Raw genomic sequence first — 24,054 nt, 5'->3', positions numbered from 1 at the left:
GTGGAGACCGTCGCCGGGGCACGGGCGAGCGCCGCCGAGCGCGTCGCGCGCCACTGGCAGGAGCCGCCCGGCCTGCGCGGCTTCCTGACCACGGTGGACCACAAGCGCGTGGGCCGCCGCTACCTGGTGACGGCCTCCGTGTACTTCACGCTGGCGGGGCTGGAGGCCGTGGTGATGCGCACCCAGCTCATCGCCCCGGACGCCGGCGTGGTCGCGCCGCAGACCTACAACCAGCTCTTCAGCCTGCACGGCACCGCGATGATCTTCCTGTTCGCGACGCCGATGCTGTTCGGGTTCGGCAACTTCCTGTTCCCGCTCATGCTGGGCACCAGGGACATGGCCTTCCCACGGCTGAACGCCTTCGGCTACTGGGTGTTCGCGCTGGCGGGGGTGCTGCTGTTCGGCAGCCTGCCGTTCGGCGCCGCGCCGGACGGCGGGTGGTTCGCGTACGTGCCGCTGACCGGCCCCCGCTTCGCCCCCGGCCCCAATCTGGACGTCTACACGCTGGGGCTGCTGTTCCTGGGCGTGTCCACGACGGCGGGCGCGATCAACTTCATCTCCACCGCGCTGAAGCTGCGCGCGCCCGGCATGACGCTGAACCGGGTGCCCGTGTTCGTGTGGGCGCTGGTGGTCACCTCGTTCATGGTGGTGTTCGCGCTGCCGCCGCTGAACACCGCCAACTTCCTGCTCTTCCTGGACCGCCGGTTCGGCACGCACTTCTTCAACCCGGCCGCGGGCGGGGACGCGGTGCTGTGGCAGCACCTGTTCTGGCTGTTCGGCCATCCGGACGTGTACATCATCGTGCTGCCCGCGCTCGGCATCGTCTCCTCGATCGTGCCGGTCTTCGCCCGCCGCCCGATCGCCGCCTACAGCCTCATCGTGCTGGCCACGGTGGCGACCGGGGTGATCAGCTTCGGGGTGTGGGTGCACCACATGTTCGCGGTCGGCCTGCCGCAGCTGTCGCTGACGTTCTTCTCCGCCGCCAGCATCGTGGTGTCGATCCCGGCCGGGATCCAGATCTTCTCGTGGCTGGCCACCATGCTCATGGGCCGCGTCGTGCTGAAGGTGCCGATGTTGTGGGCGGCCGGGTTCATCGTGGTGTTCACGATGGGCGGCGTGACCGGGGTGATGTTCGCCGTCGTCCCCTTCGACCAGCAGGTCACCGACTCCTACTTCGTGGTCGCGCACTTCCACTACGTGCTGTTCGGCGGCGCGGTGTTCCCCATCATCGGCGGGCTGTTCCACTGGTGGCCGAAGCTGACCGGCACGATGACGAGCGAGCGGGCCGGGCGCTGGGCGTTCTGGCTCACCTTCGCCGGGTTCAACCTGACGTTCCTCCCCATGCACGTCTCCGGGCTGCTGGGGATGCCGCGCCGGGTCTACACCTTCCCGTCGGGGATCGGCTGGGAGCCGTGGGCCCTGGCCGCGACCGTCGGGGCGTACCTGCTGGGCGTCGGGCTGCTGGTCGTGCTCGGCACGCTCTGGTACGCCCATCGGCGCGGCCCGTCCGCGCCCGCCGACCCGTGGGGCGGCGAGACGCTGGAGTGGGCGGCGGCGTCCCCGCCGAAGCCGTACAACTTCGCCGTCATTCCCACCGTCCACAGCCTGCACCCGATGTGGGACGAGCGTTCGCGCGCCTCACTCGCCGAGGGCGCGACGTCCGGGGCGCGGGTGCTGGCCGACGGGCATCTGGTGCTGCGTACCTCGGAGCTGGACGGCGAGCCGGAGGGGCCGCTGGAGATGCCGGAGCACTCGTGGGTGCCGCTCGCGGCGGCGGGCGCGCTGTTCCTGGCCGTCGCCTCCCTGCTGTTCGACCGGCCCGGTTTCGCCGCCGCCTTCGCCGTCGCGACCGCGCTGGTCGTCGTCCGCTGGCTCTGGCCGAGGGAGGCCGCTCGCGCATGAGCGCCATCAACGAGATCACCGAGCCCGCGGCGCTGAGCAGCGCGCCCAAGGGCCGCACCCCGGCCTGGTGGGGGATGGTGCTGTTCGTGGCCACCGAGGCGACGCTGTTCGCCTGCCTGCTGGCCTCGTACTTCTACCTGCGGTTCTTGACCTCGGCGGAGTGGCCGCCGCCGGGGATCAAGAAGCCCGAGCTGGCCAAGCCGCTGGTGATGACCGCGCTGCTGCTGACGAGCAGCGGCTGGATCGCCTGGGCCGACTGGGCGATCAGGCACGACCGGCGGTGGCTGCTCAGGGTCATGCTGGCGCTCACGCTGCTGTTCGGCGCGGGTTTCCTGGGCGTCCAGGCCACCGAGTACGCCACCAAGCTGCCGGAGTTCACCTGGACCACGAACACCTACGGCTCGCTGTTCTACGTCATCACCGGCTTCCACGGCACGCACGTCTTCACGGGCCTGCTCATGGTGGGTTTCACGCTGGTGGCGGCGCTGGCCGGCAAGTTCGGCCGCACCCATCACGAGCGGGTCCGGATCGTGTCGTTCTACTGGCATTTCGTGGACGGGGTATGGCTGGCCATCCTGTTCTCCCTCTACCTGAGCCCGCACCTGTGAGCACGCGGCCGAGCACCCGGCGGGCGGCGCGGTGGCTGCTGGCCTTCGCCGTCGTGGGCGGAGTGCTGGCCTGGGCCGCGCACCTGCTGGTGGCCTGGGCCGTGGTGGAGGTGGCCTGCTCCATCGGCCACCCCCGAGTGGCCGGCATTCCCGTACGCCTCTTCGCGCTGCTGGCCACCGTCCTGCCCGGCGTCGTCGCGGTCGCGGCGCTGGCCGTCGCGTGGCGGCTGCGGCTGCGTCACCTGACCGAGCCGGAGGGGCGGCGGGAGCGGCGGGCGAGGTTCCTGGCCGAGCTGGGGCTCGGGCTCGACGCGTTCTCCTGCCTGATGATCCTGTTCGGCGCGGTCGCGGTGGCGGTACTGGCCGCATGCGGCTGACGGCCCTGCACCACACGGCCCTGCACCACACGGCCCTGCATCACACGGCCCTGCACCACACGGCCCTGCACCACCACGACGGCGGGCTGGACCTGGCCGGGGTGGCGCCGGTGGCCTGCTGGCTGGTCCTGGCCGCCGCCGGTTACCTGCTCGGGCTGCGGCGGCTGGGCGGTCCCGGCCGCTCACTACGGGCGGGCGCGCGCCGGTTGGGCCGGGTCAGGGTGGGGGCCTTCGCGGGCGGGCTCGGGTCGGTCGCGGCGGCCCTGCTGCCGCCCCTCGACGCGGTCGCCGACCAGCGGTTCTCCACCCACATGCTGCAGCACATGATCCTCGTCGCGGCGGCCGGTCCGCTGCTGGCCGCCGGCTCGCCCGGCCTGCCGCTCACCCTGGCGCTGCCCCGGCGGGCGCGACGGGTGCTCGCCCTGGCCAGGCACGTCCTGCGCCGGGTGCCGAGGCGGCCGGTCGCGGCCTGGGCGGGGCACGTGGGCGTGCTCTGGCTCTGGCACCTGCCCGGCCCGTACGAGCTGGCGCTGCGCGACCCCATGGCGCACCTGGTGGAGCACGCCTGTTTCCTCGGGACCTCGTACCTGCTGTGGACGCACGTCCTGTCGTCCTCCCGGTCGCGGCTGAACCCGCCCGCCGCGATCCTCTACCTGTTCGCCACGGCGCTGCCCAGCGCGGCGCTCGGCGCGGTCCTGACCCTGGCCGGGGCGCCGCTGTTCCCCGGTCAGGCGGCGGCCGCGCTGGCGTCGGGCGCCGACCCGCTGACCGATCAGCAACTGGCCGGGCTGGTCATGTGGATACCGGCTGACCTGGTATATCTCGGCGCGATCTTTGCCCTCTTCCTCGCGTGGATGGACGGGCCCCGGGAAATGAGCGCTGCGAGGCCGTCCGTCGCCTCGCCGGCGTCCGGAGGTGAGCGATGATCGAGCACGCGCTCGCCGGGCCGCCGTCCCCGTCCCCGGAGGAGCGCGGAAGGGACCTGTTCGGGGCGCACTGCGCGACCTGCCACGGCCAGGGAGGCGTGGGCAGCGACCGCGGCCCGTCGCTCAAGGGCGTGGGCGCGGCGAACGCGGACTACCAGCTCTCGACGGGACGCATGCCGCTCCCGCGGCCCGACGTGCGCCCCGAACGCCATCCGCCCGCGTTCACCGAGGCCGACATCGCCGCGCTCACCTCCTACATCGCCGCGCTCGGCCCTGGTCCGGCCATCCCCCAGGTCAGGCCAGGGGACGTACGGCTGGGACGCGAGCTGTACATGGCCACCTGCGCCTCCTGCCACTCGGGCGCGCAGTCGGGCGGCACGCTGGCCCACGGGCTGGCCGCTCCCCCGCTGCTCTACTCCACGCCCACGCAGATCGCCGAGGCCGTGCGGATCGGCCCCGGCGCGATGCCCGCCTTCCCGCCCTCGGTGCTCGGCGACGCCGAGGTGGACTCCATCGCCTCCTACCTGACCACCACCCGCCCCCAGCTCGACCACGGCGGCAACCCGCTGGGCGGCATCGGCCCGGTCGCCGAGGGCGCGGTCGCCCTGCTCGTCGGGCTCGGCCTGCTCCTGCTGTTCATCCGCCTGATCGGGAAGAGGGCGCCATGAGCGATCCGGGGAGGCGGGCCGAGCGCGGCATCGCCGTGGCCTTCGCGGTGACCGTGCTCGGCGCGGTGCTGGCCGCGGCCGGCTACGTGACCGGCGACGACCGGCTGCTGCTCGGGCTCGGCTTCTGCGTGGCCTTCGCCGGGCTGGCCGCCGGGTTCACGCTGTGGGCGGCCCGGCTGCTGCCGCAGGGCCCGTACGTCGAGGAGCGCGAGCCGATGCGCTCCCCGCCGGAGGAGCGCGCGGCGCTGGAGTCGGAGTTCGAGCCGCCCGCCGGCCGGCTGCCGCGCCGCATGCTGACGGCGGCGCTCGGCACGCTCGGCCTGGCCGGGCTGTTCCCGCTGCGGTCGCTGCTGGTGCACGGCCCCTCCCCCGCGGTCGCGCTGGCCACCACCGCCTGGCGGGACGGCGTGCGCCTGGTGGACCAGGACGGCTACCTCATCCGTCCCGAACGGGTCGTCCCGGGCACGATGCTGACGGTCTTCCCCGAAGGCCACCGCGACACCGGCGACAGCATGGCGCTGCTGCTGCACGTGGACCCGGCCCGCCTGGACCTGCCGCGCGGCCGCGAAGGCTGGACGGTCGGCGGCATCATCGCCTACTCCAAGCTGTGCACCCACGCCGGCTGCCCCGTCGGCCAGTACATGCTGCCCGAGGAGCGGCTGGTCTGCCCGTGCCACCAGTCGGTGTTCGACGTGCTGCGCGGCGCGGAGCCGGTGTTCGGCCCGGCCGCCCGCTCGCTGCCGCAGCTGCCGCTCAGGCTCGGGCTCGACGGGGTGCTGGTGGCCGCCGGCGACTTCCACGAGCCGGTCGGCGCGGGCTACTGGAGGCCGATGTGATCCTCCGTTCGGTGGGGCGGGCCGGGTGGCGCTGGGTGGACGGGCGGCTGCGGGCCGCCGAGATCACCCGGACCGCGCTGGCCAAGGTCTTCCCCGACCACTGGACGTTCATGCTGGGCGAGATCGCCCTCTACAGCTTCGTCACGCTGGTCGCGACCGGGGTGTTCCTCACCTTCTTCTTCGTGCCGAGCAGCGCCGAGACGATCTACGGCGGCTCGTACGCGCCGCTGCACGGCTCGTCCGTGTCGGCCGCGTACGCCTCGGCGGTCGAGCTCAGCTTCGACGTGCGCGGCGGGCTGCTGTTCCGGCAGGTCCACCACTGGTCGGCGCTGATCTTCCTGGGGGCGATCGCGGCGCACGCCTGCCGGATCTTCTTCACCGGCGCGTTCCGCAAGCCGCGCGAGATCAACTGGCTCGTCGGCGTCACCCTGCTGCTGACGTCGCTGGCCAACGGCTTCGTCGGTTACTCCCTGCTGGACGACCTGCTGTCCGGCACCGGGCTGCGCATCGGCTACTCGATCGCGCTGTCGGTGCCCGTCGTCGGGTCGTGGGCGGCGTTCCTGCTGTTCGGAGGCGAGTTCCCCGGCTACCTGATCATCTCGCGCCTGTACGGCCTGCACGTGCTGCTGCTGCCCGCGCTCATCGCCACGCTGATCGCCGCGCACATGGCGATCCTGATCCGCCAGAAGCACACGCACTTCCCCGGCCCCGGGCGGCGCGACAGCAACGTGGTCGGCTCCAAGATGTGGCCCACGTACGCCTTCCGCTCGCTGGCCCTGCTGTCCGGCGTGCTGGCGGTGAGCTTCGGCCTGGGCGGGCTGGCGCAGATCAACCCGGTGTGGATATGGGGGCCGTTCAAGCCGGCCAACGCGACCACGCCGGGCCAGCCCGACTTCTACATGGGCTGGGTGGAGGGCATGATCCGGCTGTTCCCCGCGGCCGAGTTCCGGGTGTTCGGCTACCTGGTGCCGTCGCCGTTCCTGCCCGCGGTGGCGCTGCCGCTGCTGATGGTCCTCGTCATGTACGCCTGGCCGTGGCTGGACCGCCTGGTCACCGGCGACCGGGGCCGGCATCACGTGGACGCCCGCGTCAGGGACCGTCCCGGGCGGACGGCGGTGGGCGTGTGGGCGGTGGCGCAGACGGGGCTGCTGCTGTTCGCCGCCTCCGACGACCTGATCGCGCGCTGGCTGAAGGCTCCCGTGGAGGACGTCGTCGCGGTGCTGCGGATCGTGGTGCTCGCCGGGCCGCCGGTCATCGCGGCGGTGGCGTACGTGCTGGCGCGGGCCCTGCGGGCGCATCCGGAGAGCCGGCTCATGACGCTGGAGCCCCGGCACGTCGGCGAGGCGCTGGGCCTGTCCCGCGCCCGGCGGCCGCGTCACCCGGCACCCGGGCAGCTCAGTGACCGGCCCGACGTGCCGTCGGAGGACGCGCCGCAGGTCGTGGACGCGGGAGGCCGGCATGCGGGTTGAGGTGTGGCGGCAGCCGAACGGCTACTGGCGCTGGGCCTACCACGAGGGTGAGACCTGCCTGCTCAGCAACGTGGAGTACATGAGCGAGGAGGCCGCCCGGCACAGCGCCGACACGGCCTACCCGCTCCCTTCCGGCGGCGGCGAGCCGCGCTCCCGCACCGGCCGTCTGCTGAGCCGCTGGTTGGAGCGCTTCCTCCTCGCCGTGGTCGCCTGGCGGCTGCTGCGGCGGGTGCGCCTCCGCCGCGGTCACGGACAGGGTGGATAGATTGACACGGTCACGCACAGTGATGACGGGAGGAGGCGGCATGCGACCATCCCTGGCAGGCTCGCTGGTCTCGGCGGGAGCCGCGACGGCCCTGGTCACGGGCCTGGCGGTGGCGCCGCCCGACGCCGTGCAGGGCGACGTCCAGCGCCTCATGTACGTGCACGTGCCCGCCGCATGGACGGCCTACCTGTGCTTCACCGCGGTCTTCGCCGCCGGGCTGCTGCGGCTGCGGCACCCCAGGCCGGAGCTGGACCGGATCGGCCGGGCCGCGGGCGAGGTCGGCGCCGGCCTCACCGCCCTCGCCGTCGCGCTCGGCATGTTGTGGGGGCGGCCGGTCTGGGGCGTGTGGTGGACCTGGGACCCGCGGCTGTCCACGACGGTGCTGATGTTCGCCGCGTACGTCACGTACCTGCTGGCCGGGCGGCTGGCGGGCGGCCGGGCGGCGGCGATCGCCGGCTGCGCCGGGTTCCTGACCGTGCCGCTCGCGCACGGCTCGGTCCTGTGGTGGCGGGCCCTGCACCAGCCGCCGACGGTGCTCAGCCCGGAAGGGCGGCTCCCGATCGCGGCGCCCATGCTGGCCGCGCTGCTCGTGGCGACGGCGGCGTTCACCGCGCTGGCGGCCTGGGTGGTCGCGCGCCGCGTCCGCTCGCTCGCCGCCGCTCCCCCGCCGCCGCTCCCCGCCGCGCACGCGCCCGCGGGAGCCGCACGGTGAGCGGCTGGCCGTGGGTGGCCGCCGGCTACCTGCTCACCGTGGCCACCTGGGCGGGGTACGTCGTGTGGTCGGGCCGCACCGCGTCATGAGGAGGCTGCTGATCGCCGCCGTGGCGGTGGTGGCCGGGGGCGTGCTGGTCTTCCAGGCGCTGGGCGAAGGGGTCGTCTACTACCGCACGCCGCAGGAGCTCGCCCAGGAGCCGCCGGAGCCGGGCGACCGGCTGCGGGTCGGCGGGCTGGTCGTCGCCGGCAGCGTGCACACCATGCCCCAAGGGGTCTCCTTCACGCTCACCGACGGCGTACGGAACCTGCCGGTGCGGCACACCGGCGAGGTCTCCCCGGTCTTCGCGGGCGGCCAGGGGGCGATCGTCGAAGGCCGCATGGACGGCGGGGTGCTCCTGTCGGACCGGCTGATGGTCAAGCACTCCAACGAGTACCGGCCGCCGGTCACGAGCACCCGCGTCGGCCTCACCGAATGGGCCGTGACCGTCGGCGACCCCGTGCTGCGGCCCGGGCCGGTGACGCTGGAGGTGACCAACGCCGGGTCCACCGCGCACGACCTCATCGTGACCGGCATCGGCGTGTCGGCGCACACGCCGGTGCTGGCGCCGGGGCAGACGGCGACGCTGCGGCTCGACGCCCCGCCCGGCGCGCTGCTGACCCTCGTGTGCGGCGTCACCGGCCACGAGCCGCTGGGCATGACCGGCACGCTCCGCGTCGCCGACCTCTAAGTTCGCCCAGCTGGGCCCTTGGCGAACCTGGTCAGGAGGTTGAGCGTGGCGCGCCGGGTGAAGGCGGAGGCCGCGCGCGTCACGCCATGGCCGCACGCCGCGCCCTTCATCCCGCACACCCAGCGCATCGTGCCGGAGGCGAACACGCCGGCGCCGCTGGGGGCGACGTAGTAGGTGCTGTTGCTCACGGTGGCCCGGCCGCCGCAGTTCACCGGCGACTCGGCCAGCACCTGGACGTCCGGCGAGCCGGCCGACACCTTGTCGGTCTCCACGCCCGCCATGCCGGGGAAGACCCGGCCCCTGGTCCCCTCGAAGATCCAGTGGCCCGGCCTGGTCACCCGGTAGGCCGCCTCGGCGGGGAAGCAGTCGTACATCTGCCCGACCAGCTCGCTCTCCGGCTTCGACTGCCGCCAGAGCGGGCACTGGGTCTCCTTGTCGCACCTGACCGTCCTGCCGGACAGCCCGATCCGCCAGTAGACGGCGTTGGCCCCGAGGAAGGCCAGGTTCACGCCCTCGTCGCGGGCCCGGGTGACGACCTCCCGCATCGCCGGCGACCAATACTCGTCGTGCCCCAGCGACACCACGGCCCGGGCGCCGCGCAGCGCGCCGGGCCGCAGGTCGAGGCTCGTCAGATAGGCCAGCGGCAGGCCGCTCTGCTCGGCCAGCCGGATGGCGTTCCACTCGAAGTCGAGGAAGAGCCGGGCGCCCGAGCCGTCGTAGGGACGGTCGAAGGTGACCTCACGTGAGCGGTCGCCGAAGCCGCCGGGCCCCTTGTAGAGACTGCGGCCACCCCACAGGTTGTACGCCTGCCAGGTGGTGACCGCGTTGACGAGCACCACGCGGCCCTCGGCCGAGGCCGAGCGCACGGTGATCGGGACGTACCGCTGGCCGCCCGTGGAGGCGTCCAGCCGTACCAGGTAGGCGCCCTCGGCCCAGCCGGTGGTGTCGACGGTGAGCGAGGGCTTCCAGTGGGCGGCGGTCACCGTGCGCGCGACGGTCCGCGCCGGCGGCTGCCGTCTCCCTTCGGTCGGCGCGGAGCGCCAGACCCGTACCGGCTGGGCGCCCATCCGGAACGCCGACGCGGTGAACCGCGGCGCGGTGGTGGAGACGAGCAGCCGGAACCGCTCCCCCGGCAGCACGCTGACGCGGTCGGCGTAGCCCTCGATCTCGTGCTCGCCGCCGCGTTTCGTGATGCGCCAGGGCACGGGCCCGGCAGGGGGCGCCTGCGGGGGCGCGGGAGCGGCGCGTTCGGGAGCGGCGGGCCCGGGGGCCACGGGCGCGGGGGCGGAGCAGCCGGCGGCGGCGAGCAGGACCAGGGCGGCGAGGACGTGACGCACGATCACATGCTCACGCCCGGTCCCGTCCGGACGCCGCCCGTTGGCCGAGTGCTTACCTGTTCCGGCACTCGCCGGGACCTGATCTGCCTGGTCAGGCCGTCTCGCCGGCCGCCGCCAGGTAGCCCGCCAGCATCGCCAGGGCCACGTCGCGGACCGCGTCGTCGCCCGGCAGGAAGTCGGAGCCGTGCAGGCGGGCGCCGCCGCCGTCGTCCACGCCGACGAACATCATCAGCCCCGGCAGCACGGCCGACAGGTACGAGAAGTCGTCGGCGCCGAACGACCACATGGGCTGTGCGGGTTCGAGCCCGAGCGCCGTCAGGTTCGCGCCGGCCAGGCCGGCGAGGGCGGGGTCGTTGTGGAGGATGGGTTCGCCGTGGGTGATGGTGACCGTGGCCTCGCAGCCGTGGGCGCGGGCCATGAGTTCGGCCACCTCGCGCAGGCGGGCGTGGACGCGCTCGCGTACCGGGTCGCTCAGGGACCTGAGTGTGCCGCTGGCGGAGGCGGAGTCGGGGACGACGTTGGGCGCGCTCCCCGCGGCGAGGGTGGAGACGCCGAGCACGGCCGAGCTGGTCGGGTCGACGTCACGGCTGACCACCCGCTGGAGCCCGACGATGACGTGGGCGAGGGCGAGCACGGGGTCGCTGGTCAGGTGCGGGTAGGCGGCGTGGCCGCCGCGGCCCCGTACGACGACGGTGAACTCGTCGGCGGCGGCGTTCACCGTGCCGGGGGTGGCGGCGACCGTGCCCGCGGGGAGCGTGGGCTGGACGTGCGCGCCGATGACGGCGGTCAGCTCCTGGCCGGCCAGCAGCGGCGATCCGGCGATGTCGCGCGCCCCCGAGGGATAGGTCTCCTCGCGGGGTTGCAGCACCGCCACCAGCGGCACCGCGTCGCCGGTGGCGGCGACCGCGCGGGCGAGCGCGACCAGCGCGGCGAGGTGCACGTCGTGCCCGCACGCGTGCATGCGGCCCGGGGTGCCGGACGCCCAGGCGACGCCGGTCCGCTCGGTCACGGCGAGCGCGTCGAGTTCGGCGCGGACGCCGATGGCGGGCCCCGGTCCACCGACGCGTACGAGCGCGCCGGTCCCCGCCACCAGGTGCGCCTCGTCGCCGGGCAGCTCGGCGAGCACGAGGTCGCGGGTGGGCCCCTCCTCGCCGGACAGGTCGGGGCGGGCGTGCAGTCTGCGGCGCAGCTCGCCGGCCGCGGGCAGCTCTTTTTCCAGTGCGGTCAGCAGGCGGGCCGCCAGGCTCGTGCTCACGCGGCGCCCTCCAGGCGGTACACGCGCAGCGCGTTGTCCGCGCCGATCATGCGGGCCACCCGTACGGCGTCGCGCTCGCTCCACTCGCCGGCGTCGGTCCAGTGCCGCAGGGCGCGGCCGAGGCCGCGGCGGAAGAGGTGGGCGCCCAGGAAGTGCAGCTCGGCGGGCCCCCAGGCGTCGGACGAGAACAGGGTCTTGGCGAACGGGGCGAGCTCCAGCGACTCGGCGATCAGCTCGGCCGAGCGGCTGCCGGTGTAGTTGACGCCGAGCCCGACGTCGAAGTAGACGTGCGGGAACACCTGCGCGAGGTAGCCGGCGTTGCGGTGGTACGGGTAGCAGTGCAGCAGCAGCACGTCCATGCCGGTCGGCTCGACCAGCTTGAGCCACCGGGTGAGCAGCAGCGGGTCGCACAGGTGCAGCTCGACGTCGGGGTCGCCGTACCCGGCGTGCAGTTGCAGCGGCAGGCCGCGCTCGGCCGCCGCCCACAGGCCGAGGCGCAGCAGGACGGGGTCGCTCACCCGCCGCTCCCCGGTCCGCTCGGCGTCGGCGAGCCATCGGCCCGCCGCCGCGACGGCCTCGCGGTCGTCGGGCGGGGCGGGGTCGAAGGCGAAGCCGTGCCGGTAGGCGACGATGCTCTTGAGCGCGACGGCGTGCTCCGTACGGCGGCGCAGCTCCTCGCGGAAGCGGCCGGGCAGGTCGGCGGCGGCGACGCCGGACGCCGCGACGTCCTCCATCACCCGTTCGACCCGGACCACCTCGTGGGCGGGCCGGCCGGACACGGCCGTCATCCCGGCGGGGCTGAGCACGTCGTCCCCCCGGTAGCCGGTCTCGACCAGGTAGCGGCCGATGCCGCTCGCGGTGAGCAGCAGCCGGTTGACCTCGGCCGCGCCGAGCTCGGCGCGGCGGGACATGTACTCCTCGGGGGAGGCGTGCGCGGGCAGCCCGAGCACGGGCGCGCACCAGCGGCGGATGGCGAAGCCGATCTGGGAGTCGAACTGCGTCATGAACGCGGGGATCGGGCGGTCCGACTCGGTCACCAGGGTCTCGAACACGTCCCGGCCGAGATCGTCGGCGGAGGCTCCGTGAACGTGGTGGTCGACCAGGGGGAGGGCGCCGAGTTCCGTCTCCAGCGCGGCGCCCGTGGTCTCAGTAGACATCGGCGACCTTCCTGCAGAGCTCGTGGGAGGGCAGGCCCGCGACGTGGTCCAGCTCGGTCCGCTTCACGGTGAGGAACGTGTGCAGCAGCTCGGGCGGGAACCAGCCGCGCGCCACCTCGTCGGCCTCGAGCGCGGCGAGCGCCTCCGGCAGCGACGCGGGCAGCGGGGGCTCGCCGGCCAGGTCTTCTTCGCTGCTGGACTCGGGCCAGACCCGGGCGGGCTCGCCCGCCGCCAGCCCGGCCAGCCCCGCGCGGACGAGGACGCCCAGGACCAGCCACGGGTTGGCGGTGGCGTCCGCGGCCCGGTACTCCAGGTGGAGCTGGGCGGCGGGGTCGGCGTCGCCGATCGCCAGGGTGGGCGCGATGCGCAGCAGCGCCTCGCGGTTGCGCTCGGCGAGGAACACCCCGCCGGAGCTCCACCGGTGCGGGGTGAGCCGGATGGAGGAGGAGGGGCTGGGCGCGGTGACGGCCACGACCGCGCCGGCGTGCTCCAGGACGCCGGCGGCGAACGCGGCGGCGACGGCCGACAGCCTGCCGGGGGCGTCGGCGTCGTACATGACGGGGCCGCCGCCGTCCGCCTGCCGCAGCGAGAAGTGCACGTGGACGCCGTTGCCGACGGAGTCGGGGTCGGCGATCGGCGCGAACGTGGCCCGGTGGCCGCGCCTGCGGGCGAGGTCGCGGACGAGCTCGCGGAGGAGCACCGCGCGGTCGGCGGCGACGAGGCCGGGGGCGGGCCGGAGGGTGATCTCGAACTGGCCGGGGCCGTACTCGGGCAGCCAGGTCTCCGGCTCCAGCCCGGCGCCCTCCAGCAGCGTGACCAGGTCGGTGCCGAAGGGTTCGGCGCGGCGGGCGCGCTGGAAGGAGAACGGCGGCTCGTCGCCGGGCTCGCCTCCTTCGAGCATGAACTCGTGCTCGAAGGAGGCGTGGATCTCCAGCCCGGCACGTTCGCGCAGGTCGTCGAGTGCGGCGCGCAGGAAACCACGCGGGCAGCCGGGCCACGGGGAGCCGTCGAGGCCGGTCTGGTCGGCGAGGTAGAGCCGGGCGCCGGGCGTCCCCTCGTCGGCCGGCAGGTCGATCGCGGTGGCGGGGTCGGGCATCAGCCGCAGGTCACCGACCGAGCCGAACGCGTTGCCGCCCGCGAGGTCGCCGAAGCAGTTCAGCGCCAGGTTGGCCGGAACCCAGCCGACCCCGTTCCGAAGCGTCTGTTCCAGCCTCGACACGGGCGCGGCCCGGCCGCGGACCTGCGCCGCGAGGTCGCAGGTCGCCACGAAGACGGTCCCGGTGGTCATCGCACTCTCCTCCCAGTCCGGTCGGCACGCCCGCGACCGGCTGCCCAAATGAAACATTTGATGCAAATCTCTGGTCAAGAGGGCGAGATGAAATTTATCATGCACGTTACTCACCGCGGCCGGAGAGAAAGCGCAGGTCAAGGCGCTCCCTGCCGCAGAACGGAAGGGCAGCCATGGCCAGAACCTCCTCCCCGGACGGGCTTTCCGGAGCTGTCGCCCTCGTCACCGGCGGCGCCCAGGGCATCGGCAGGGGCATCGCCGAGGCGTTCCGCGACGCTGGCGCGACGGTCGTCGTCGCCGACCTGGACGCCGAGCGCGCCGCCGAGGTCGTGGCGGGCCCCGGCCGGATGTCGGCGCTCCGCCTCGACGTCCGCGACCCGGCCTCCGTGGAGGAGGCGTTCCGCCGCGCCGCCGAGCGGCACGGCCGCCTCGACATCCTGGTCAACTGCGCCGGACGCTACCCCAACACTCCCCTGCTGGACATGCCGCTCGCCGAGTGGGACGACGTCTACGCCATCAACGTGCGCGGCGTGATGCTGACCTCGCAGGCGTTCGCCAGGCTGCCCGGCCGGGACGGCCGCCGGATCATCACCGTCTCGTCGGCGGCGGCCCGGTCCGCCCGGGTGGGCGCGTCCCACTACTGCTCGTCGAAGGCGGCCGTGGAGATGCTCACCAAGGTGCTGGCGCTCGAACTGGCCCCCCTCGGCGTCACGGTGAACGCGGTCGCCCCCGGCCTGATCGAGGTGCCCGCCACGGCGGGCCTGGCCCCCGAGTACGTGGCCACCCTGGTCGCCGGGCAGCCGGTGCACCGCATGGGCACGCCGGCCGAGATCGCCCGCGCCTGCCTCTTCCTGGCCCATCCGGACGCGTCGTTCGTCACGGGGAGTGTCCTCGACGTGGACGGCGGTTTCCTGGCGGGAACGGCCCTGCCGCCGAGCTGATCCGCGTTTCGCCTGATCACCGGCATGCTCTTCCCATCCGGCCAAGTAACGAATATTTTACAGACCTACTCTTTACCGGCATATGCAACGTACATTTCACTTCGATTGGTGACGTACCGTCGCCGCCCCCTGATCGCGCAGAGAGGCTTCACCGTGGCCCGTCTCCCCTTCGGCCGACCCCGGACCCGCCGCCGGGCCGTCGCCGCCATCGCACTGGCCGGCGCCCTCACCGCCGCCACCGCCTGTTCCTCGTCCACCACGGCCTCCGAGGGCGCCGCGCCCGAGGGCGGCGGCGAGGAGATCCAGATCGGCCTGCTCGCCCCGCTCACCGGCGGGTCCGCCGCGGACGGCAAGGGCATGCAGCAGGGCGCCGAGCTGGCGATCAAGCAGCTCAACGAGCGCGGCGGCGTGGCCGGCCACACGTTCAAGCTCAAGACGGTCGACGTGCAGGGCCAGTCGAACGACGCGGTCACCAAGGGCGTGCAGACCCTCACCGACGACGACTCGGTCAAGGCGGTCGTCACCGGCTACGCCTCGACCTCCAACTTCGAGATCGACGAGTTCGCGGCGGCCGAGAAGCTCTACCTGATCGGCGGCAACACCGCGCAGACCCAGGCCATCATCGAGAAGGACCCGGCCAAGTACCCGACCGTCTGGTCCATCACCCCCAACTACGACGCCTACGGCACCGAGCCGGTCGCGCTCGCCGAGAAGTGGGCCGAAGAGGGCCTGTGGAAGCCGCGCAACAAGTCGGTCTTCGTGGTCCGCTCCGACAACCCCTACAGCGAGGGCATCGCCGACGGCCTGGTCAAGACCTTCACCTCCAAGGGCTGGACCATCGCCGGGGAGGAGAAGGTCCCCTTCGGCCCGGTCAACGACTGGGGCACCATCATCGGCAAGATCCGTGACGCCGACCCCGACTTCATCGTCAACACCGACTACCAGGTCTCCAACGAGGCCAGCTTCATGCAGCAGTTCCTGCAGAACCCCACCCAGTCGCTGGTGTTCATGCAGTACGGGCCGAACCAGCCGCAGTTCTTCGAGCTGACCAAGGACAAGGCCGAGGGCGTGCTGTTCAACAACCTCGCCGGGCTGGTGCCCGCCGCGAACTACGCGCCCGCCGCCCAGCTCACCGCCGACTGGAAGGCCGCGTACGGGACCGACAACGTGGACCCGCAGGGCGTGATGACCTACGTCGAGATCATGATCTACGCGGAGGCGCTCAAGCAGGTCGGCGACCCCGACGACGTGCTCGGGATCAGCTCCGCCATCAGCAAGATCGACACCGAGCAGGCGTCCGGCCGGATCGTCTTCGACCAGGCCACCCACCTCGCCAAGCAGGGCGACGACTACGTGCCGCTGCAGTCGTTCCAGTTCCAGGACCAGAAGCGGGTGCTGATCGCCCCTGAGAAGTACAAGTCGGGCACCTTCCGGCTGCCGCCGTGGATGGCGAAGGGCTGACCCGCGATGACGAGCCCCCTCACCCTGCCGCCGGGCAAGCGCATGGCCGTGGCGCTGACGTTCGACTTCGACGCCCACTCGCCGTGGATGGGGACGCTCGGGCGGACCTCGCCGTCGTACCTGTCGCGCGGCGACTTCGGCGCCGAGCAGGGCGTGCCCCGGCTGCTCGAACTGCTGGGCCGCCACGACGTGCCCGCGACCTGGGCGACGCCCGGCCACGACCTGGTGACGTTCCCGCACCGCATCGAGCAGATCCTCCAGGCGGGGCACGAGATCGCCGCGCACGGCTGCTACCACGAGGTGGTGCCCAGCCTCGGCGCCGACGAGGAACGCCGGCTCATGGAGGTGGCGCTGCGCCAGCACGAGCAGGTGGTCGGCCGGCGTCCGCGCGGCTACCGCTCCCCCGCCTGGGACTTCTCCGAGACCACGCTGGACCTGCTGGAGGAGTTCGGCTTCGACTGGGACAGCTCGCTGATGGGCCGCGAGTTCGAGCTGTACCGGCCGCGCCGGGTCACCGTGAACTACGAGTCGGCCAACGAGTTCGGGCCGGAGAGCCCGATCATCGAGATCCCCGTCTCGTGGTACCTCGACGACTGGCCCGCGGTCGAGTACGTGGCGGGCGTGTCCGCGCTGGGCTCGCACCGGGCGATGGAAGACCGCTGGAACGTCATCTTCGACTACGCGTACGAGCGGGTGCCCGGCGCCGTGTACGTGCTCACCATGCATCCGCAGACGATCGGCCGCGCCCACCACCTGCTCGTGCTGGAGGGCCTGCTGGAGCGGATGGTGGACAAGGGCGACGTCTGGTTCGCGACCCTGAGCGAGATCGCCGATGCCTGGCAGGGCTGACGGCGGCGGCCGGGCCGGCGGCGGGCTCGTCACCGCGCCCGATCCGCGGGCGGCCGAGGCGGGCGCGGCCATGCTCCGCGCCGGCGGCAGCGCCGTGGACGCCGCGGTGGCCACGGCCTTCGCCACCGGTGTGGTCGAGCCGTTCATGAGCGGTGTCGGCGGCGGCGCGTGGCTCGTGATCCGCGAGCCCGGCGCGCCCACCGCCACCACCGTGTCGGGGCCGATCCGCGCGCCCGCGCTGGCCACGCCCGACATGTTCCCGCTGGTCCCGTCGGCGCCAGGCACCGGGCTGTACGGCTGGCCCGCCGTGCGGGACGACGCCAACATCGTCGGCCCGCTGTCGGTGGGCGTGCCCGGCGCGGTCGCCGCGCTCTGCCACGCCCACGCCCGCTTCGGGCGGCTGCCGCTCGCCCAGGTGCTGGCCCCGGCGATCGAGCTGGCCGAGGACGGCCACGAGACGAACTGGTTCGCCTCGGCGGCGATCTGCGCCGACGCCCGCACGCTGCGCCGGTTCCGCTCCAGCGCGGAGCTGTTCCTGCCGGACGGCCTGCCGCTGCGCGGCCCCTCGCTGGGGCCGGGCGACCGGCTCGTCCAGCCGAGGCTGGCCCAGGTGCTGCGGGAGATCGCCGCCGGCGGCCCGGACGCGTTCTACCGGGGCAGGGCCGCGCGGGCCATCGCCACGACGCTCGCCGCCGCGGGCGGCCTCCTGCGCGAGCCCGACTTCGCCCGCTACCAGGCGGAAGAACGCCAGGTCGCCCCGATCGAGATCGGCACGGTCGTGGCCGGCGCGACCGGAGCCGGTGGGGCCGGAGTCGGCGGGGCCGGAGCAGGCGCGCTCGGAGCCGGTGGGCTCGGAGCCGACGCGCTCGGGGCCGGTGGGCTCGGGGCCGGTGGGCTCGGGGCCGGTGGGCTTCGCCTCTTCGGGCCGGTGGCGACTGGGATGATCACTGTGGCGGAGGCGCTGCAGCTCGCCGCCGCCGCGCGGCGGCGCGGCCTCCCCCCTGGACCGGCGCTGTGGGCGCGCGTGCTGTCGCACGCCATGGACGACCGCCTCCGCGAGGTCACCACGGACGAGTCCGCGCCGTGGACCAGGCTGGCCACCGCCGGATACGCCGCCGAGGTCGTGGACGGCTGGCTCGCCGGCCGCGCCCCCGGCCCGAGCGAGAACGCCGGCCCGCCCAAGGCGGGTTGCACCTCCCACATGTCGGCCGTGGACGCCGACGGCATGACGGTGGCGCTCACCCAGACGGTGCTGGACCTGTTCGGCTCGCGGATCGTCGAGCCCGGGACCGGCATCCTGCTCAACGACGGGATGATGTACTTCGACCCCCGCCCCGGCCACGTGACCAGCGTCGCTCCCGGCGCGGCCGGGCTCAGCGCGGTCAGCCCGCTGATCCTGGAGGGTCCCGGCGGCGCCGAGGCCACGCTGGGCGCGTCGGGCGGGCGGCGCATCATCTCGGCGGTCGCCCAGATCGCCGCCCGCTGGCACGACGGCGCCGGCATCCAGGACGCGATCTCCGCGCCGCGCCTGCACGCGGAGGGCCGCCGGATCTGGCTGGACCGGCGCGAGGCCGCCGCCGCAGGCGAGCTGGCCGCCGCCGGGTTCGACGTCCAGATCGTCGCCGAGGAGCCCACCACCTGGCACTTCGCCCGCCCGAACGGCATCGCCCGCCGGTCCGGCGGCCCGTGGGCCGCGGGCGTCGACCTCATGAAGCCGTACGGCGTGGGCGTGCCCACCCCATGATCATCAGCGATTTCGAGAAAGGCAACGCGATGGCGACCACTTTGGCAGGGCGGCGCGCCCTGGTCACCGGTGCCGCGAGCGGCATCGGCGCGGCCATCGCCCGCAGGCTGCTCCAGGAGGGGGCGCGGGTGATGATCGCCGACGTCGACGCCGGTCGCGGCGCCCGTACGGCCCGCGACCTGTCCGCCGCCTTCCAGGAGGCGGACGTGTCGGACGAAGGCTCCGTGACGGCGCTGTTCGACCGGGTGACGGACGAGTTCGGCGGCCTGGACGTGCTGGTGAACAACGCCGGCGTGGCCGAGAGCGGCGGCGGCGTCATCGGCGTGCCCGTCGCCGAGTGGCGGCGGGTGCTGGACGTCAACGTCACCGGCACGTTCCTGTGCTCCAGGGCGGCGTTCCCGCTGCTGGCCGCGGCCGGCGGCGGCGCGGTCGTCAACCTGTCGTCCATCTTCGGCGTCACGGGGCTGCCCGCCTTTCCCGCCTACTCGGCGGCGAAGGGCGCGATCGCCAACCTGACCCGGCAGCTCGCCGTCGAGGGCGGCCCGCTCGGCATCAGGGTGAACGCCGTGCTGCCCGGCTACGTCGACAACGACATGGGCCGCTCGCGCGACCTGCTCGACTCCGAGGACGCGGCCGAGGCGCTGCGGCAGCGTGAGGCGGCGGCGGCCAGGCAGCCGATCGGGCGGCAGTGCTCGCCGGACGAGATCGCGACCGCGGTCGCCTTCCTGACCGACCCGCGCTCCTCCTTCGTCACCGGGACGCTGCTGCCGGTGGACGGCGGCTTCCTGGCGCAGGGCGACTGGCGCGGGCCCGGGGGGCTGGCATGACGGGCGACGCTTCCGTGCTGCTCGCCGCGAGGGAGGTGAGCAAGTCGTTCGGCAGCCTCAAGGCGGTGGACCGGGTCTCCCTGGAGGTCCGGCGGGGTGAGGTGTTCGGCCTCGCGGGCCCGAACGGCGCCGGCAAGAGCACGCTGTTCAACCTGCTGACCGGCATCCCCATCCGGCCCGACTCGGGCGAGGTCGTCTTCGACGGGCGGGAGATCCAGAACCGCTCGCCCCGCCTGATCGCCAAGGCCGGGCTGAAGCGCACCTTCCAGACCGAGGCCGTCTTCGACTCGCTGAGCGTGATGGAGAACCTGCGCGTCAGCTCCGCGTACGGAGGGGCCGGCCGCGCCGTCCGCCCCGACGCGGCCCGCTGCCGCGAGGTCCTGGACGTCGTGGAGCTCGGCGGCGACCCGGAACGGCCCGCGGACGGCCTGTCGCTCATCGACCGCAAGCGGCTGATGATCGCCTGCGCGCTGGTGAGCCGTCCGTCGCTGCTGCTGCTCGACGAGCCCGCCGCCGGTCTCGACCCGGCCGACCAGGACGCCCTGATCAGGCTCCTCGGCCGCATCGCGGGCTCCGGCGTCACCATGGTGATCATCGAGCACGTGCTGTCGGTGCTGGAGGCCCTGGCCGGCCGCATGGCGGTGCTGGACAGCGGCCGGATCATCGCCACCGGCGTCCCGGCCGAGGTCCTGTCGGACCCCAAGGTCGTGGAAGCCTACCTGGGACCGGGAGCCGCCCGATGAGCGATCTGCTGACCGTCGAGAACCTGACCGCCGGCTACGGCCAGGCCGGAGTGCTGCGCGGCATCTCGCTGCGCGTCGGCGAGAACGAGGCCGTCGGCCTGCTCGGCCCCAACGGCCACGGCAAGACGACGCTGCTGCGCTGCGTGTCCAACCTGCACCGGCCCACGTCCGGCACGATCACCTTCGCCGGCCGCCCCACCGCCGGCCGCTCGCCGCGCGACCTGGTGAGGAGCGGGCTGATCCACGTGCCGCAGGGCTCGCGGCTGTTCCCGCAGCTCACCGTCGAGGAGGCGCTGCGGCTGTCGGCCGCTTCCAGCGGCCACGCCGGCTCCTGGCGGGACGGCATCGACCGGGTCTACTCGGTCTTCCCCCGCCTCAAGGAGCGCCGCCGCCAGCTCACCGGCACGCTGAGCGGTGGTGAGCGCCAGATGGCCAGCCTCGGCATGGGCCTCATGGCCCAGCCCACGCTGCTCATCCTCGACGAGCCCACCCTGGGCCTGTCACCGAAGGTCAAGCACGAGCTGAGCGAGTGCATCGTCCGCGTCCGCGCCGAGGTGTCGTCGATCATCCTGGTCGACGGCGACATGGAGCTGGTGCTCGATCTGACAGACCGCTACCACGTCGTCCTGCACGGCGACGTCGTGGACAGCGGCGCGTCGGACGACGACCGGAGCCGCGACGAGATGATGTCGCTCTTTCTGGGAGGAGCCGCGGATGAGCGGCATTAGCGTCATCGCCACCAGCACGCTCGTGCTGGGCGGCCTCTACCTGCTCATGGCGGCGGGCCTGACCCTGATCTGGTCCACCCTGCGGGTCTTCAACTTCGGGCACGGCGCGCTGCTGATGTTCGGCGCCTACCTGACCTGGACGCTGCTCAACACGACCGGGCTGCCGCTGGTCGTCTCGCTCGCCGGGGCGGTCGTGGCGATGGCGGCGCTGGGAGCGGTGTACGAGTTCCTGCTGGTCAGCCCGTTCATCAAGCGGCCCAACGGGGACATGCTGGTGATGGTGGCCACGCTCGCGGCGACGATGCTGCTGCAGTCCGGCGCCCAGCTCATCTGGGGGCCGGAGCTCAAGCAGCTCCCGCCGTTCGGCGGGGCCCGCGTGGACGTGGCCGGCTCCGTCGTCCAGGGCACCCAGCTCGTCACGATCGTGCTCGCCCCGCTCCTGGTCGGCCTGCTCGCACTGGTGCTGAGGCGCAGCAGCATCGGGCTGACCGTGCGCGCCCTCGAACAGAACCGCGAGCACGCCCAGTTGCTGGGCATCGCGCCGCGCCGGGTCTACCTGTTCGTGGTCATGGTCGCGGTCGGGCTGGCCACCGTGGCGGGGGCGCTGCTCGGCAGCATGCAGTTCATGTCCCCGGCCATGGGCAGCGACCCGCTGCTGCGCGCGTTCGTGGTGCTCGCCTTCGGCGGCGCGGGCAGCCTCGCCGGGACCATCGCCGGCGCGTACGCCATCGGCCTGCTGGAGGCGGTCACCACGTACTACTTCGGCCTGTCCTGGAGCCCCGTGCTGGTGTTCCTCGCGATGATCGTGATCATGCTGGTCAAGCCGGAAGGGCTGCTGCACACGCGGGTGAGGAGCGCGTGATGGCGAAGCTCGGAACGCGGGCCGGCTGGCCCGCCTACGCGATCGTGCTGGCGGTCCTGCCGCTGGTCATCACCGATCCGCACGGCAGGCTGCTGCTGATCCTCATCACCATGTACGGCGTGCTCGCGCTGAGCTGGAACCTCACGCTCGGCTTCGCGGGCATCTTCAACTTCGCGCAGATCGGCTTCTTCGGCATCGGCGCCTACACGACCGGCATCCTCGTCACGCGGACCGGCGTCGAGCCCTGGCTGGCCCTGCCCGTCTCCGGGGTGTCGGCGGCGCTCGCGTCGCTGGTGGCGTTCCTGCCGGTGCTGCGGCTGCGCGGCATCTACGTCGGCCTGGCCACGTACGTGTTCTCGCAGCTGTGCATCTACCTGGTGCTCGGGCAGGCGGGCCTGACCGGCGGGTCCAACGGCATCGTCGGCATCCCCCGGCTGTCCCTGGGCGACCTGAGCCTGCGCGCCGACGGGCGGATCGGCTACTACTGGCTCGGCGCCGCGCTGCTGTTCGCGGTCACCCTGCTGGTGCGGATCCTGACCAGGTCGACGCTCGGCAGGTCGCTGCTCGCGATCAGGGACAACGAGGCGCTGGCCGCCAGCCGGGGCATCTCCCGCGTCCGGCAGCACCTGATCGTGTTCATGGCCGGCGCGGCCGTCGCGGGCGTGGCGGGCAGCTTCAACGCCTTCCTCAACGGCGTGGTCAGCACCGACATCTTCGGCTTCGGCTACCTCACCCTGCTGCTCAGCATGATCTTCCTGGGCGGCAGCGGCAGCGTCTACGGGCCGATCGCCGGGGCCGTGGTCGTCACGGTCGTCTCGGACGCGCTGCAGGACGCCGGGCCGTGGCGGGACGTCGTGATCGCCGCGCTCATCCTCGTCGTGCTCTGGACCGCGCCCAAGGGCCTGGCGGGCATCGCCCGCTCCGCCGTCACCGCGCTGCGGGAGCGGCGCGGCCGTTCCGACCGCCCTCCGTCCGCATCCGATCCCATCACCCACGTCAAGGAGCTGTCATGACGAACACCGGCGACCCGCGGGACGCGGTCATCGACGAGGTGGACCGGCTCGCCGAGCGCATGGTGTCCAGCCTGTCCGACGCCATCGCGGTGCCCAGCGTCAACCCGCGCTACCCCGGCCAGGAGTACGACAAGATCGTCGGCGCGGAGAGCGACGTCAGCGCGCTGCTGGCGGACCTCTACGCCGAGGCGGGCGCGGACGTCACCAAGGTCACCGCCGAGCCCCGCCGTGACAACGTGTGCGGCGTCGTCGCGGGCGCGGGCGGCGGGCGGTCGCTGCTGCTCAACGGGCACGTGGACGTGGTGCCCGAGGGCCGGCTCGACCGGTGGCGCGGCAACCCGTTCCGGGCCGTCGTCACCGACGACAAGGTGGTCGGGCGCGGCGCGACCGACATGAAGGGCGGCCTGATCGCCGCCGCCTACGCCGCCGTCGCGCTGCGCAGGGCCGGGGTGCGCCTCGCGGGCGACCTCGTCCTGCAGGGCGTCGTCGGCGAGGAGGTCGGCGACCACGAGGCCGGCACCACGGCCGTGCTGGAGGCCGGGTTCACGGCCGACGCGGCCATCGTGTGCGAGCCGTCCGGGCAGGCGGGCACCCTGCCGGCTCAGGTCCCGGTGACCCCCGGCCTGCTCTGGTTCAGCATCTCGCTGGAGGGCAAGACCGCCCATTCCGGGCTGCGCGGCATGACCGTGCACCCCACGCTCGAAGGCGACGCGCTCGGCGTGAACACCGTCGACAAGTTCTGGGTCGTCTACCAGGCGCTGCGCGCCCTGGAGGACGAGTGGGCCCGGCACAACCGGCACCCGCTCTTCCCGCCCGGCTACTTCAACCTGCTCCCCGGCGTGCTGCGGGCGAACCCGTCCGGGATCCTCGTGCCGTTCTTCCTGGCCGACGAGCTGACCGTCGAGTACTGCGTCTACCACCACCCCGACCGGTCCAACGAGGAGGTCATCGCCGAGATCGAGGGCCGCGTCCTCGCGGCCTGCGCCGCCGACCCGTGGCTGCGCGAGCACCCGCCGGTCTTCGAGTGGAAGCTGCTGTGGCCGCCGTACTCGCTGCCCGACGACGCCCCGCTCAACGCGGTGGTGGCGGGCGCGCACGCCGCCGCGGCCGGTGGCGTGGCGCCGCAGCGGGCCGGTTTCATGGGCGTGTGCGACCTGACGTGGATGGACCGCAAGGGCCTCGGCGGCCTGGTCTACGGCCCCGGGGTCGGCTTCACGGCGCACGCCGAGAACGAGTACGTCGAGATCGCGCAGCTCGTGCAGTCGGCCAAGACGTACGCGCTGACCGCGATCGACTGGTGCGGGCTCACGGACGGTGCGTGAACCGCGTACGCTTTTGCGGCGCGCCACCCCATCG

The 24,054-nt window shown here is 73.5% G+C and carries 24 protein-coding genes; 20 read left to right on the top strand and 4 right to left on the bottom strand.

Translation table 11 applies throughout. From position 1 onward, the window contains the following. From ctaD to SMD20_RS41015, 10 genes are all read left to right on the top strand, one after another. A complete protein-coding gene (gene ctaD, locus SMD20_RS41060) occupies positions 1-1,902 on the top strand; it encodes a cytochrome c oxidase subunit I (protein ID WP_329591601.1) in 1,902 nt (633 codons plus the stop codon). After that, complete coding sequence (locus SMD20_RS41055; protein ID WP_329591599.1) at positions 1,899-2,510, top strand: cytochrome c oxidase subunit 3; 612 nt, start codon at positions 1,899-1,901, stop codon at positions 2,508-2,510. The genes ctaD and SMD20_RS41055 overlap by 4 nt, the downstream gene beginning before the upstream one ends. Next, positions 2,507-2,887, top strand: coding sequence for a hypothetical protein (locus SMD20_RS41050; protein WP_329591598.1), 381 nt, complete (start codon positions 2,507-2,509; stop codon positions 2,885-2,887). Before SMD20_RS41055 ends, SMD20_RS41050 begins: the two co-directional genes overlap by 4 nt. Further along, positions 2,878-3,813 (top strand): cytochrome c oxidase assembly protein, encoded by a 936-nt coding sequence (locus tag SMD20_RS41045; RefSeq protein ID WP_329591596.1) that lies wholly within the window; start codon positions 2,878-2,880, stop codon positions 3,811-3,813. Before SMD20_RS41050 ends, SMD20_RS41045 begins: the two co-directional genes overlap by 10 nt. Continuing rightward, positions 3,810-4,481: a cytochrome bc1 complex diheme cytochrome c subunit gene (gene qcrC, locus SMD20_RS41040; RefSeq protein WP_329591594.1), complete on the top strand. Its 672-nt coding sequence runs from the start codon at positions 3,810-3,812 to the stop codon at positions 4,479-4,481. The genes SMD20_RS41045 and qcrC overlap by 4 nt, the downstream gene beginning before the upstream one ends. After that, on the top strand, positions 4,478-5,317 hold the full coding sequence (locus tag SMD20_RS41035) for a Rieske 2Fe-2S domain-containing protein (RefSeq protein WP_329591592.1): 840 nt from the start codon (positions 4,478-4,480) through the stop codon (positions 5,315-5,317). The genes qcrC and SMD20_RS41035 overlap by 4 nt, the downstream gene beginning before the upstream one ends. Then, a complete protein-coding gene (qcrB, locus tag SMD20_RS41030; RefSeq protein WP_329591590.1) occupies positions 5,314-6,786 on the top strand; it encodes a cytochrome bc1 complex cytochrome b subunit in 1,473 nt (490 codons plus the stop codon). Before SMD20_RS41035 ends, qcrB begins: the two co-directional genes overlap by 4 nt. Then, positions 6,776-7,051, top strand: a complete 276-nt coding sequence (locus SMD20_RS41025) for a hypothetical protein (protein ID WP_329591588.1) — start codon at positions 6,776-6,778, stop codon at positions 7,049-7,051. Before qcrB ends, SMD20_RS41025 begins: the two co-directional genes overlap by 11 nt. Before the next feature lie 40 nt (positions 7,052-7,091). Then, the gene (gene ccsA, locus SMD20_RS41020; protein ID WP_329591586.1) at positions 7,092-7,763 is read left to right on the top strand and encodes a cytochrome c biogenesis protein CcsA; all 672 of its coding nucleotides are present in this window, start codon (positions 7,092-7,094) and stop codon (positions 7,761-7,763) included. A gap of 85 nt (positions 7,764-7,848) precedes the next feature. Continuing rightward, positions 7,849-8,493, top strand: a complete 645-nt coding sequence (locus tag SMD20_RS41015; protein WP_329591584.1) for a cytochrome c maturation protein CcmE domain-containing protein — start codon at positions 7,849-7,851, stop codon at positions 8,491-8,493. Here SMD20_RS41015 and SMD20_RS41010 read toward each other — a convergent pair. The 4 genes from SMD20_RS41010 to SMD20_RS40995 form a co-directional block, all read right to left on the bottom strand. Then, positions 8,490-9,830: a N,N-dimethylformamidase beta subunit family domain-containing protein gene (locus tag SMD20_RS41010; protein WP_329591582.1), complete on the bottom strand. Its 1,341-nt coding sequence runs from the start codon at positions 9,828-9,830 to the stop codon at positions 8,490-8,492. The two genes, SMD20_RS41015 and SMD20_RS41010, sit on opposite strands and share 4 nt — an antisense overlap. 91 nt (positions 9,831-9,921) lie before the next feature. Then, complete coding sequence (locus tag SMD20_RS41005) at positions 9,922-11,085, bottom strand: M20 metallopeptidase family protein (protein ID WP_329591580.1); 1,164 nt, start codon at positions 11,083-11,085, stop codon at positions 9,922-9,924. After that, a complete protein-coding gene (locus tag SMD20_RS41000) occupies positions 11,082-12,242 on the bottom strand; it encodes an amidohydrolase family protein (RefSeq protein WP_329591578.1) in 1,161 nt (386 codons plus the stop codon). Before SMD20_RS41000 ends, SMD20_RS41005 begins: the two co-directional genes overlap by 4 nt. After that, positions 12,232-13,530 carry a glutamine synthetase family protein gene (locus tag SMD20_RS40995; RefSeq protein ID WP_329591576.1) on the bottom strand — a complete coding sequence of 433 codons (1,299 nt, stop codon included), beginning with the start codon at positions 13,528-13,530 and terminating at the stop codon, positions 12,232-12,234. The genes SMD20_RS41000 and SMD20_RS40995 overlap by 11 nt, the downstream gene beginning before the upstream one ends. A 173-nt stretch (positions 13,531-13,703) precedes the next feature. Here SMD20_RS40995 and SMD20_RS40990 point away from each other — a divergent pair, with 173 nt between their 5' ends. The 10 genes from SMD20_RS40990 to SMD20_RS40945 all read left to right on the top strand — a co-directional run bounded on the left by SMD20_RS40990 (position 13,704) and on the right by SMD20_RS40945 (position 24,020). Beyond that, positions 13,704-14,471, top strand: coding sequence for an SDR family NAD(P)-dependent oxidoreductase (locus SMD20_RS40990; RefSeq protein WP_329591574.1), 768 nt, complete (start codon positions 13,704-13,706; stop codon positions 14,469-14,471). A gap of 153 nt (positions 14,472-14,624) precedes the next feature. Beyond that, the gene (locus SMD20_RS40985) at positions 14,625-15,932 is read left to right on the top strand and encodes an ABC transporter substrate-binding protein (protein ID WP_329591572.1); all 1,308 of its coding nucleotides are present in this window, start codon (positions 14,625-14,627) and stop codon (positions 15,930-15,932) included. A gap of 6 nt (positions 15,933-15,938) precedes the next feature. Beyond that, positions 15,939-16,781, top strand: coding sequence for a polysaccharide deacetylase family protein (locus SMD20_RS40980; RefSeq protein ID WP_329591570.1), 843 nt, complete (start codon positions 15,939-15,941; stop codon positions 16,779-16,781). Then, positions 16,765-18,525 carry a gamma-glutamyltransferase family protein gene (locus SMD20_RS40975; protein WP_329591568.1) on the top strand — a complete coding sequence of 587 codons (1,761 nt, stop codon included), beginning with the start codon at positions 16,765-16,767 and terminating at the stop codon, positions 18,523-18,525. Before SMD20_RS40980 ends, SMD20_RS40975 begins: the two co-directional genes overlap by 17 nt. Next, positions 18,522-19,352 (top strand): SDR family NAD(P)-dependent oxidoreductase, encoded by an 831-nt coding sequence (locus tag SMD20_RS40970; protein WP_329591566.1) that lies wholly within the window; start codon positions 18,522-18,524, stop codon positions 19,350-19,352. The genes SMD20_RS40975 and SMD20_RS40970 overlap by 4 nt, the downstream gene beginning before the upstream one ends. Next, positions 19,349-20,095: an ABC transporter ATP-binding protein gene (locus tag SMD20_RS40965; protein ID WP_329591564.1), complete on the top strand. Its 747-nt coding sequence runs from the start codon at positions 19,349-19,351 to the stop codon at positions 20,093-20,095. The genes SMD20_RS40970 and SMD20_RS40965 overlap by 4 nt, the downstream gene beginning before the upstream one ends. Beyond that, complete coding sequence (locus SMD20_RS40960) at positions 20,092-20,823, top strand: ABC transporter ATP-binding protein (RefSeq protein ID WP_329591562.1); 732 nt, start codon at positions 20,092-20,094, stop codon at positions 20,821-20,823. Before SMD20_RS40965 ends, SMD20_RS40960 begins: the two co-directional genes overlap by 4 nt. Next, positions 20,810-21,685, top strand: coding sequence for a branched-chain amino acid ABC transporter permease (locus tag SMD20_RS40955; protein WP_329591560.1), 876 nt, complete (start codon positions 20,810-20,812; stop codon positions 21,683-21,685). The genes SMD20_RS40960 and SMD20_RS40955 overlap by 14 nt, the downstream gene beginning before the upstream one ends. Next, a complete protein-coding gene (locus tag SMD20_RS40950) occupies positions 21,685-22,698 on the top strand; it encodes a branched-chain amino acid ABC transporter permease (protein WP_329591557.1) in 1,014 nt (337 codons plus the stop codon). Before SMD20_RS40955 ends, SMD20_RS40950 begins: the two co-directional genes overlap by 1 nt. Continuing rightward, the gene (locus tag SMD20_RS40945) at positions 22,695-24,020 is read left to right on the top strand and encodes an ArgE/DapE family deacylase (RefSeq protein WP_329591555.1); all 1,326 of its coding nucleotides are present in this window, start codon (positions 22,695-22,697) and stop codon (positions 24,018-24,020) included. Before SMD20_RS40950 ends, SMD20_RS40945 begins: the two co-directional genes overlap by 4 nt. Positions 24,021-24,054: the final 34 nt, after the last annotated feature.

Source organism: Nonomuraea sp. LP-02 (genome assembly GCF_036289125.1).
Classification (GTDB): Bacteria; Actinomycetota; Actinomycetes; order Streptosporangiales; family Streptosporangiaceae; genus Nonomuraea; species Nonomuraea bangladeshensis.
The sequence above is the reverse complement of the archived record's forward strand: the minus strand, read 5'-3'. Positions and strand labels throughout refer to the sequence as shown.

What these genes read in the sequence shown, in the direction of transcription:
- SMD20_RS41055 (WP_329591599.1), top strand. Translation starts at nt 1,899, where the DNA reads ATGAGCGCCATCAACGAGATCACCGAGCCCGCGGCGCTGAGCAGCGCG.
- SMD20_RS41045 (WP_329591596.1), top strand. Translation starts at nt 2,878, where the DNA reads ATGCGGCTGACGGCCCTGCACCACACGGCCCTGCACCACACGGCCCTG.
- qcrC (WP_329591594.1), top strand. Translation starts at nt 3,810, where the DNA reads ATGATCGAGCACGCGCTCGCCGGGCCGCCGTCCCCGTCCCCGGAGGAG.
- SMD20_RS41035 (WP_329591592.1), top strand. Translation starts at nt 4,478, where the DNA reads ATGAGCGATCCGGGGAGGCGGGCCGAGCGCGGCATCGCCGTGGCCTTC.
- SMD20_RS41025 (WP_329591588.1), top strand. Translation starts at nt 6,776, where the DNA reads ATGCGGGTTGAGGTGTGGCGGCAGCCGAACGGCTACTGGCGCTGGGCC.
- ccsA (WP_329591586.1), top strand. Translation starts at nt 7,092, where the DNA reads ATGCGACCATCCCTGGCAGGCTCGCTGGTCTCGGCGGGAGCCGCGACG.
- SMD20_RS41015 (WP_329591584.1), top strand. Translation starts at nt 7,849, where the DNA reads ATGAGGAGGCTGCTGATCGCCGCCGTGGCGGTGGTGGCCGGGGGCGTG.
- SMD20_RS41000 (WP_329591578.1), bottom strand. Translation starts at nt 12,242, where the DNA reads ATGTCTACTGAGACCACGGGCGCCGCGCTGGAGACGGAACTCGGCGCC.
- SMD20_RS40995 (WP_329591576.1), bottom strand. Translation starts at nt 13,530, where the DNA reads ATGACCACCGGGACCGTCTTCGTGGCGACCTGCGACCTCGCGGCGCAG.
- SMD20_RS40990 (WP_329591574.1), top strand. Translation starts at nt 13,704, where the DNA reads ATGGCCAGAACCTCCTCCCCGGACGGGCTTTCCGGAGCTGTCGCCCTC.
- SMD20_RS40980 (WP_329591570.1), top strand. Translation starts at nt 15,939, where the DNA reads ATGACGAGCCCCCTCACCCTGCCGCCGGGCAAGCGCATGGCCGTGGCG.
- SMD20_RS40975 (WP_329591568.1), top strand. Translation starts at nt 16,765, where the DNA reads ATGCCTGGCAGGGCTGACGGCGGCGGCCGGGCCGGCGGCGGGCTCGTC.
- SMD20_RS40970 (WP_329591566.1), top strand. Translation starts at nt 18,522, where the DNA reads ATGATCATCAGCGATTTCGAGAAAGGCAACGCGATGGCGACCACTTTG.
- SMD20_RS40965 (WP_329591564.1), top strand. Translation starts at nt 19,349, where the DNA reads ATGACGGGCGACGCTTCCGTGCTGCTCGCCGCGAGGGAGGTGAGCAAG.
- SMD20_RS40960 (WP_329591562.1), top strand. Translation starts at nt 20,092, where the DNA reads ATGAGCGATCTGCTGACCGTCGAGAACCTGACCGCCGGCTACGGCCAG.
- SMD20_RS40955 (WP_329591560.1), top strand. Translation starts at nt 20,810, where the DNA reads ATGAGCGGCATTAGCGTCATCGCCACCAGCACGCTCGTGCTGGGCGGC.
- SMD20_RS40950 (WP_329591557.1), top strand. Translation starts at nt 21,685, where the DNA reads ATGGCGAAGCTCGGAACGCGGGCCGGCTGGCCCGCCTACGCGATCGTG.
- SMD20_RS40945 (WP_329591555.1), top strand. Translation starts at nt 22,695, where the DNA reads ATGACGAACACCGGCGACCCGCGGGACGCGGTCATCGACGAGGTGGAC.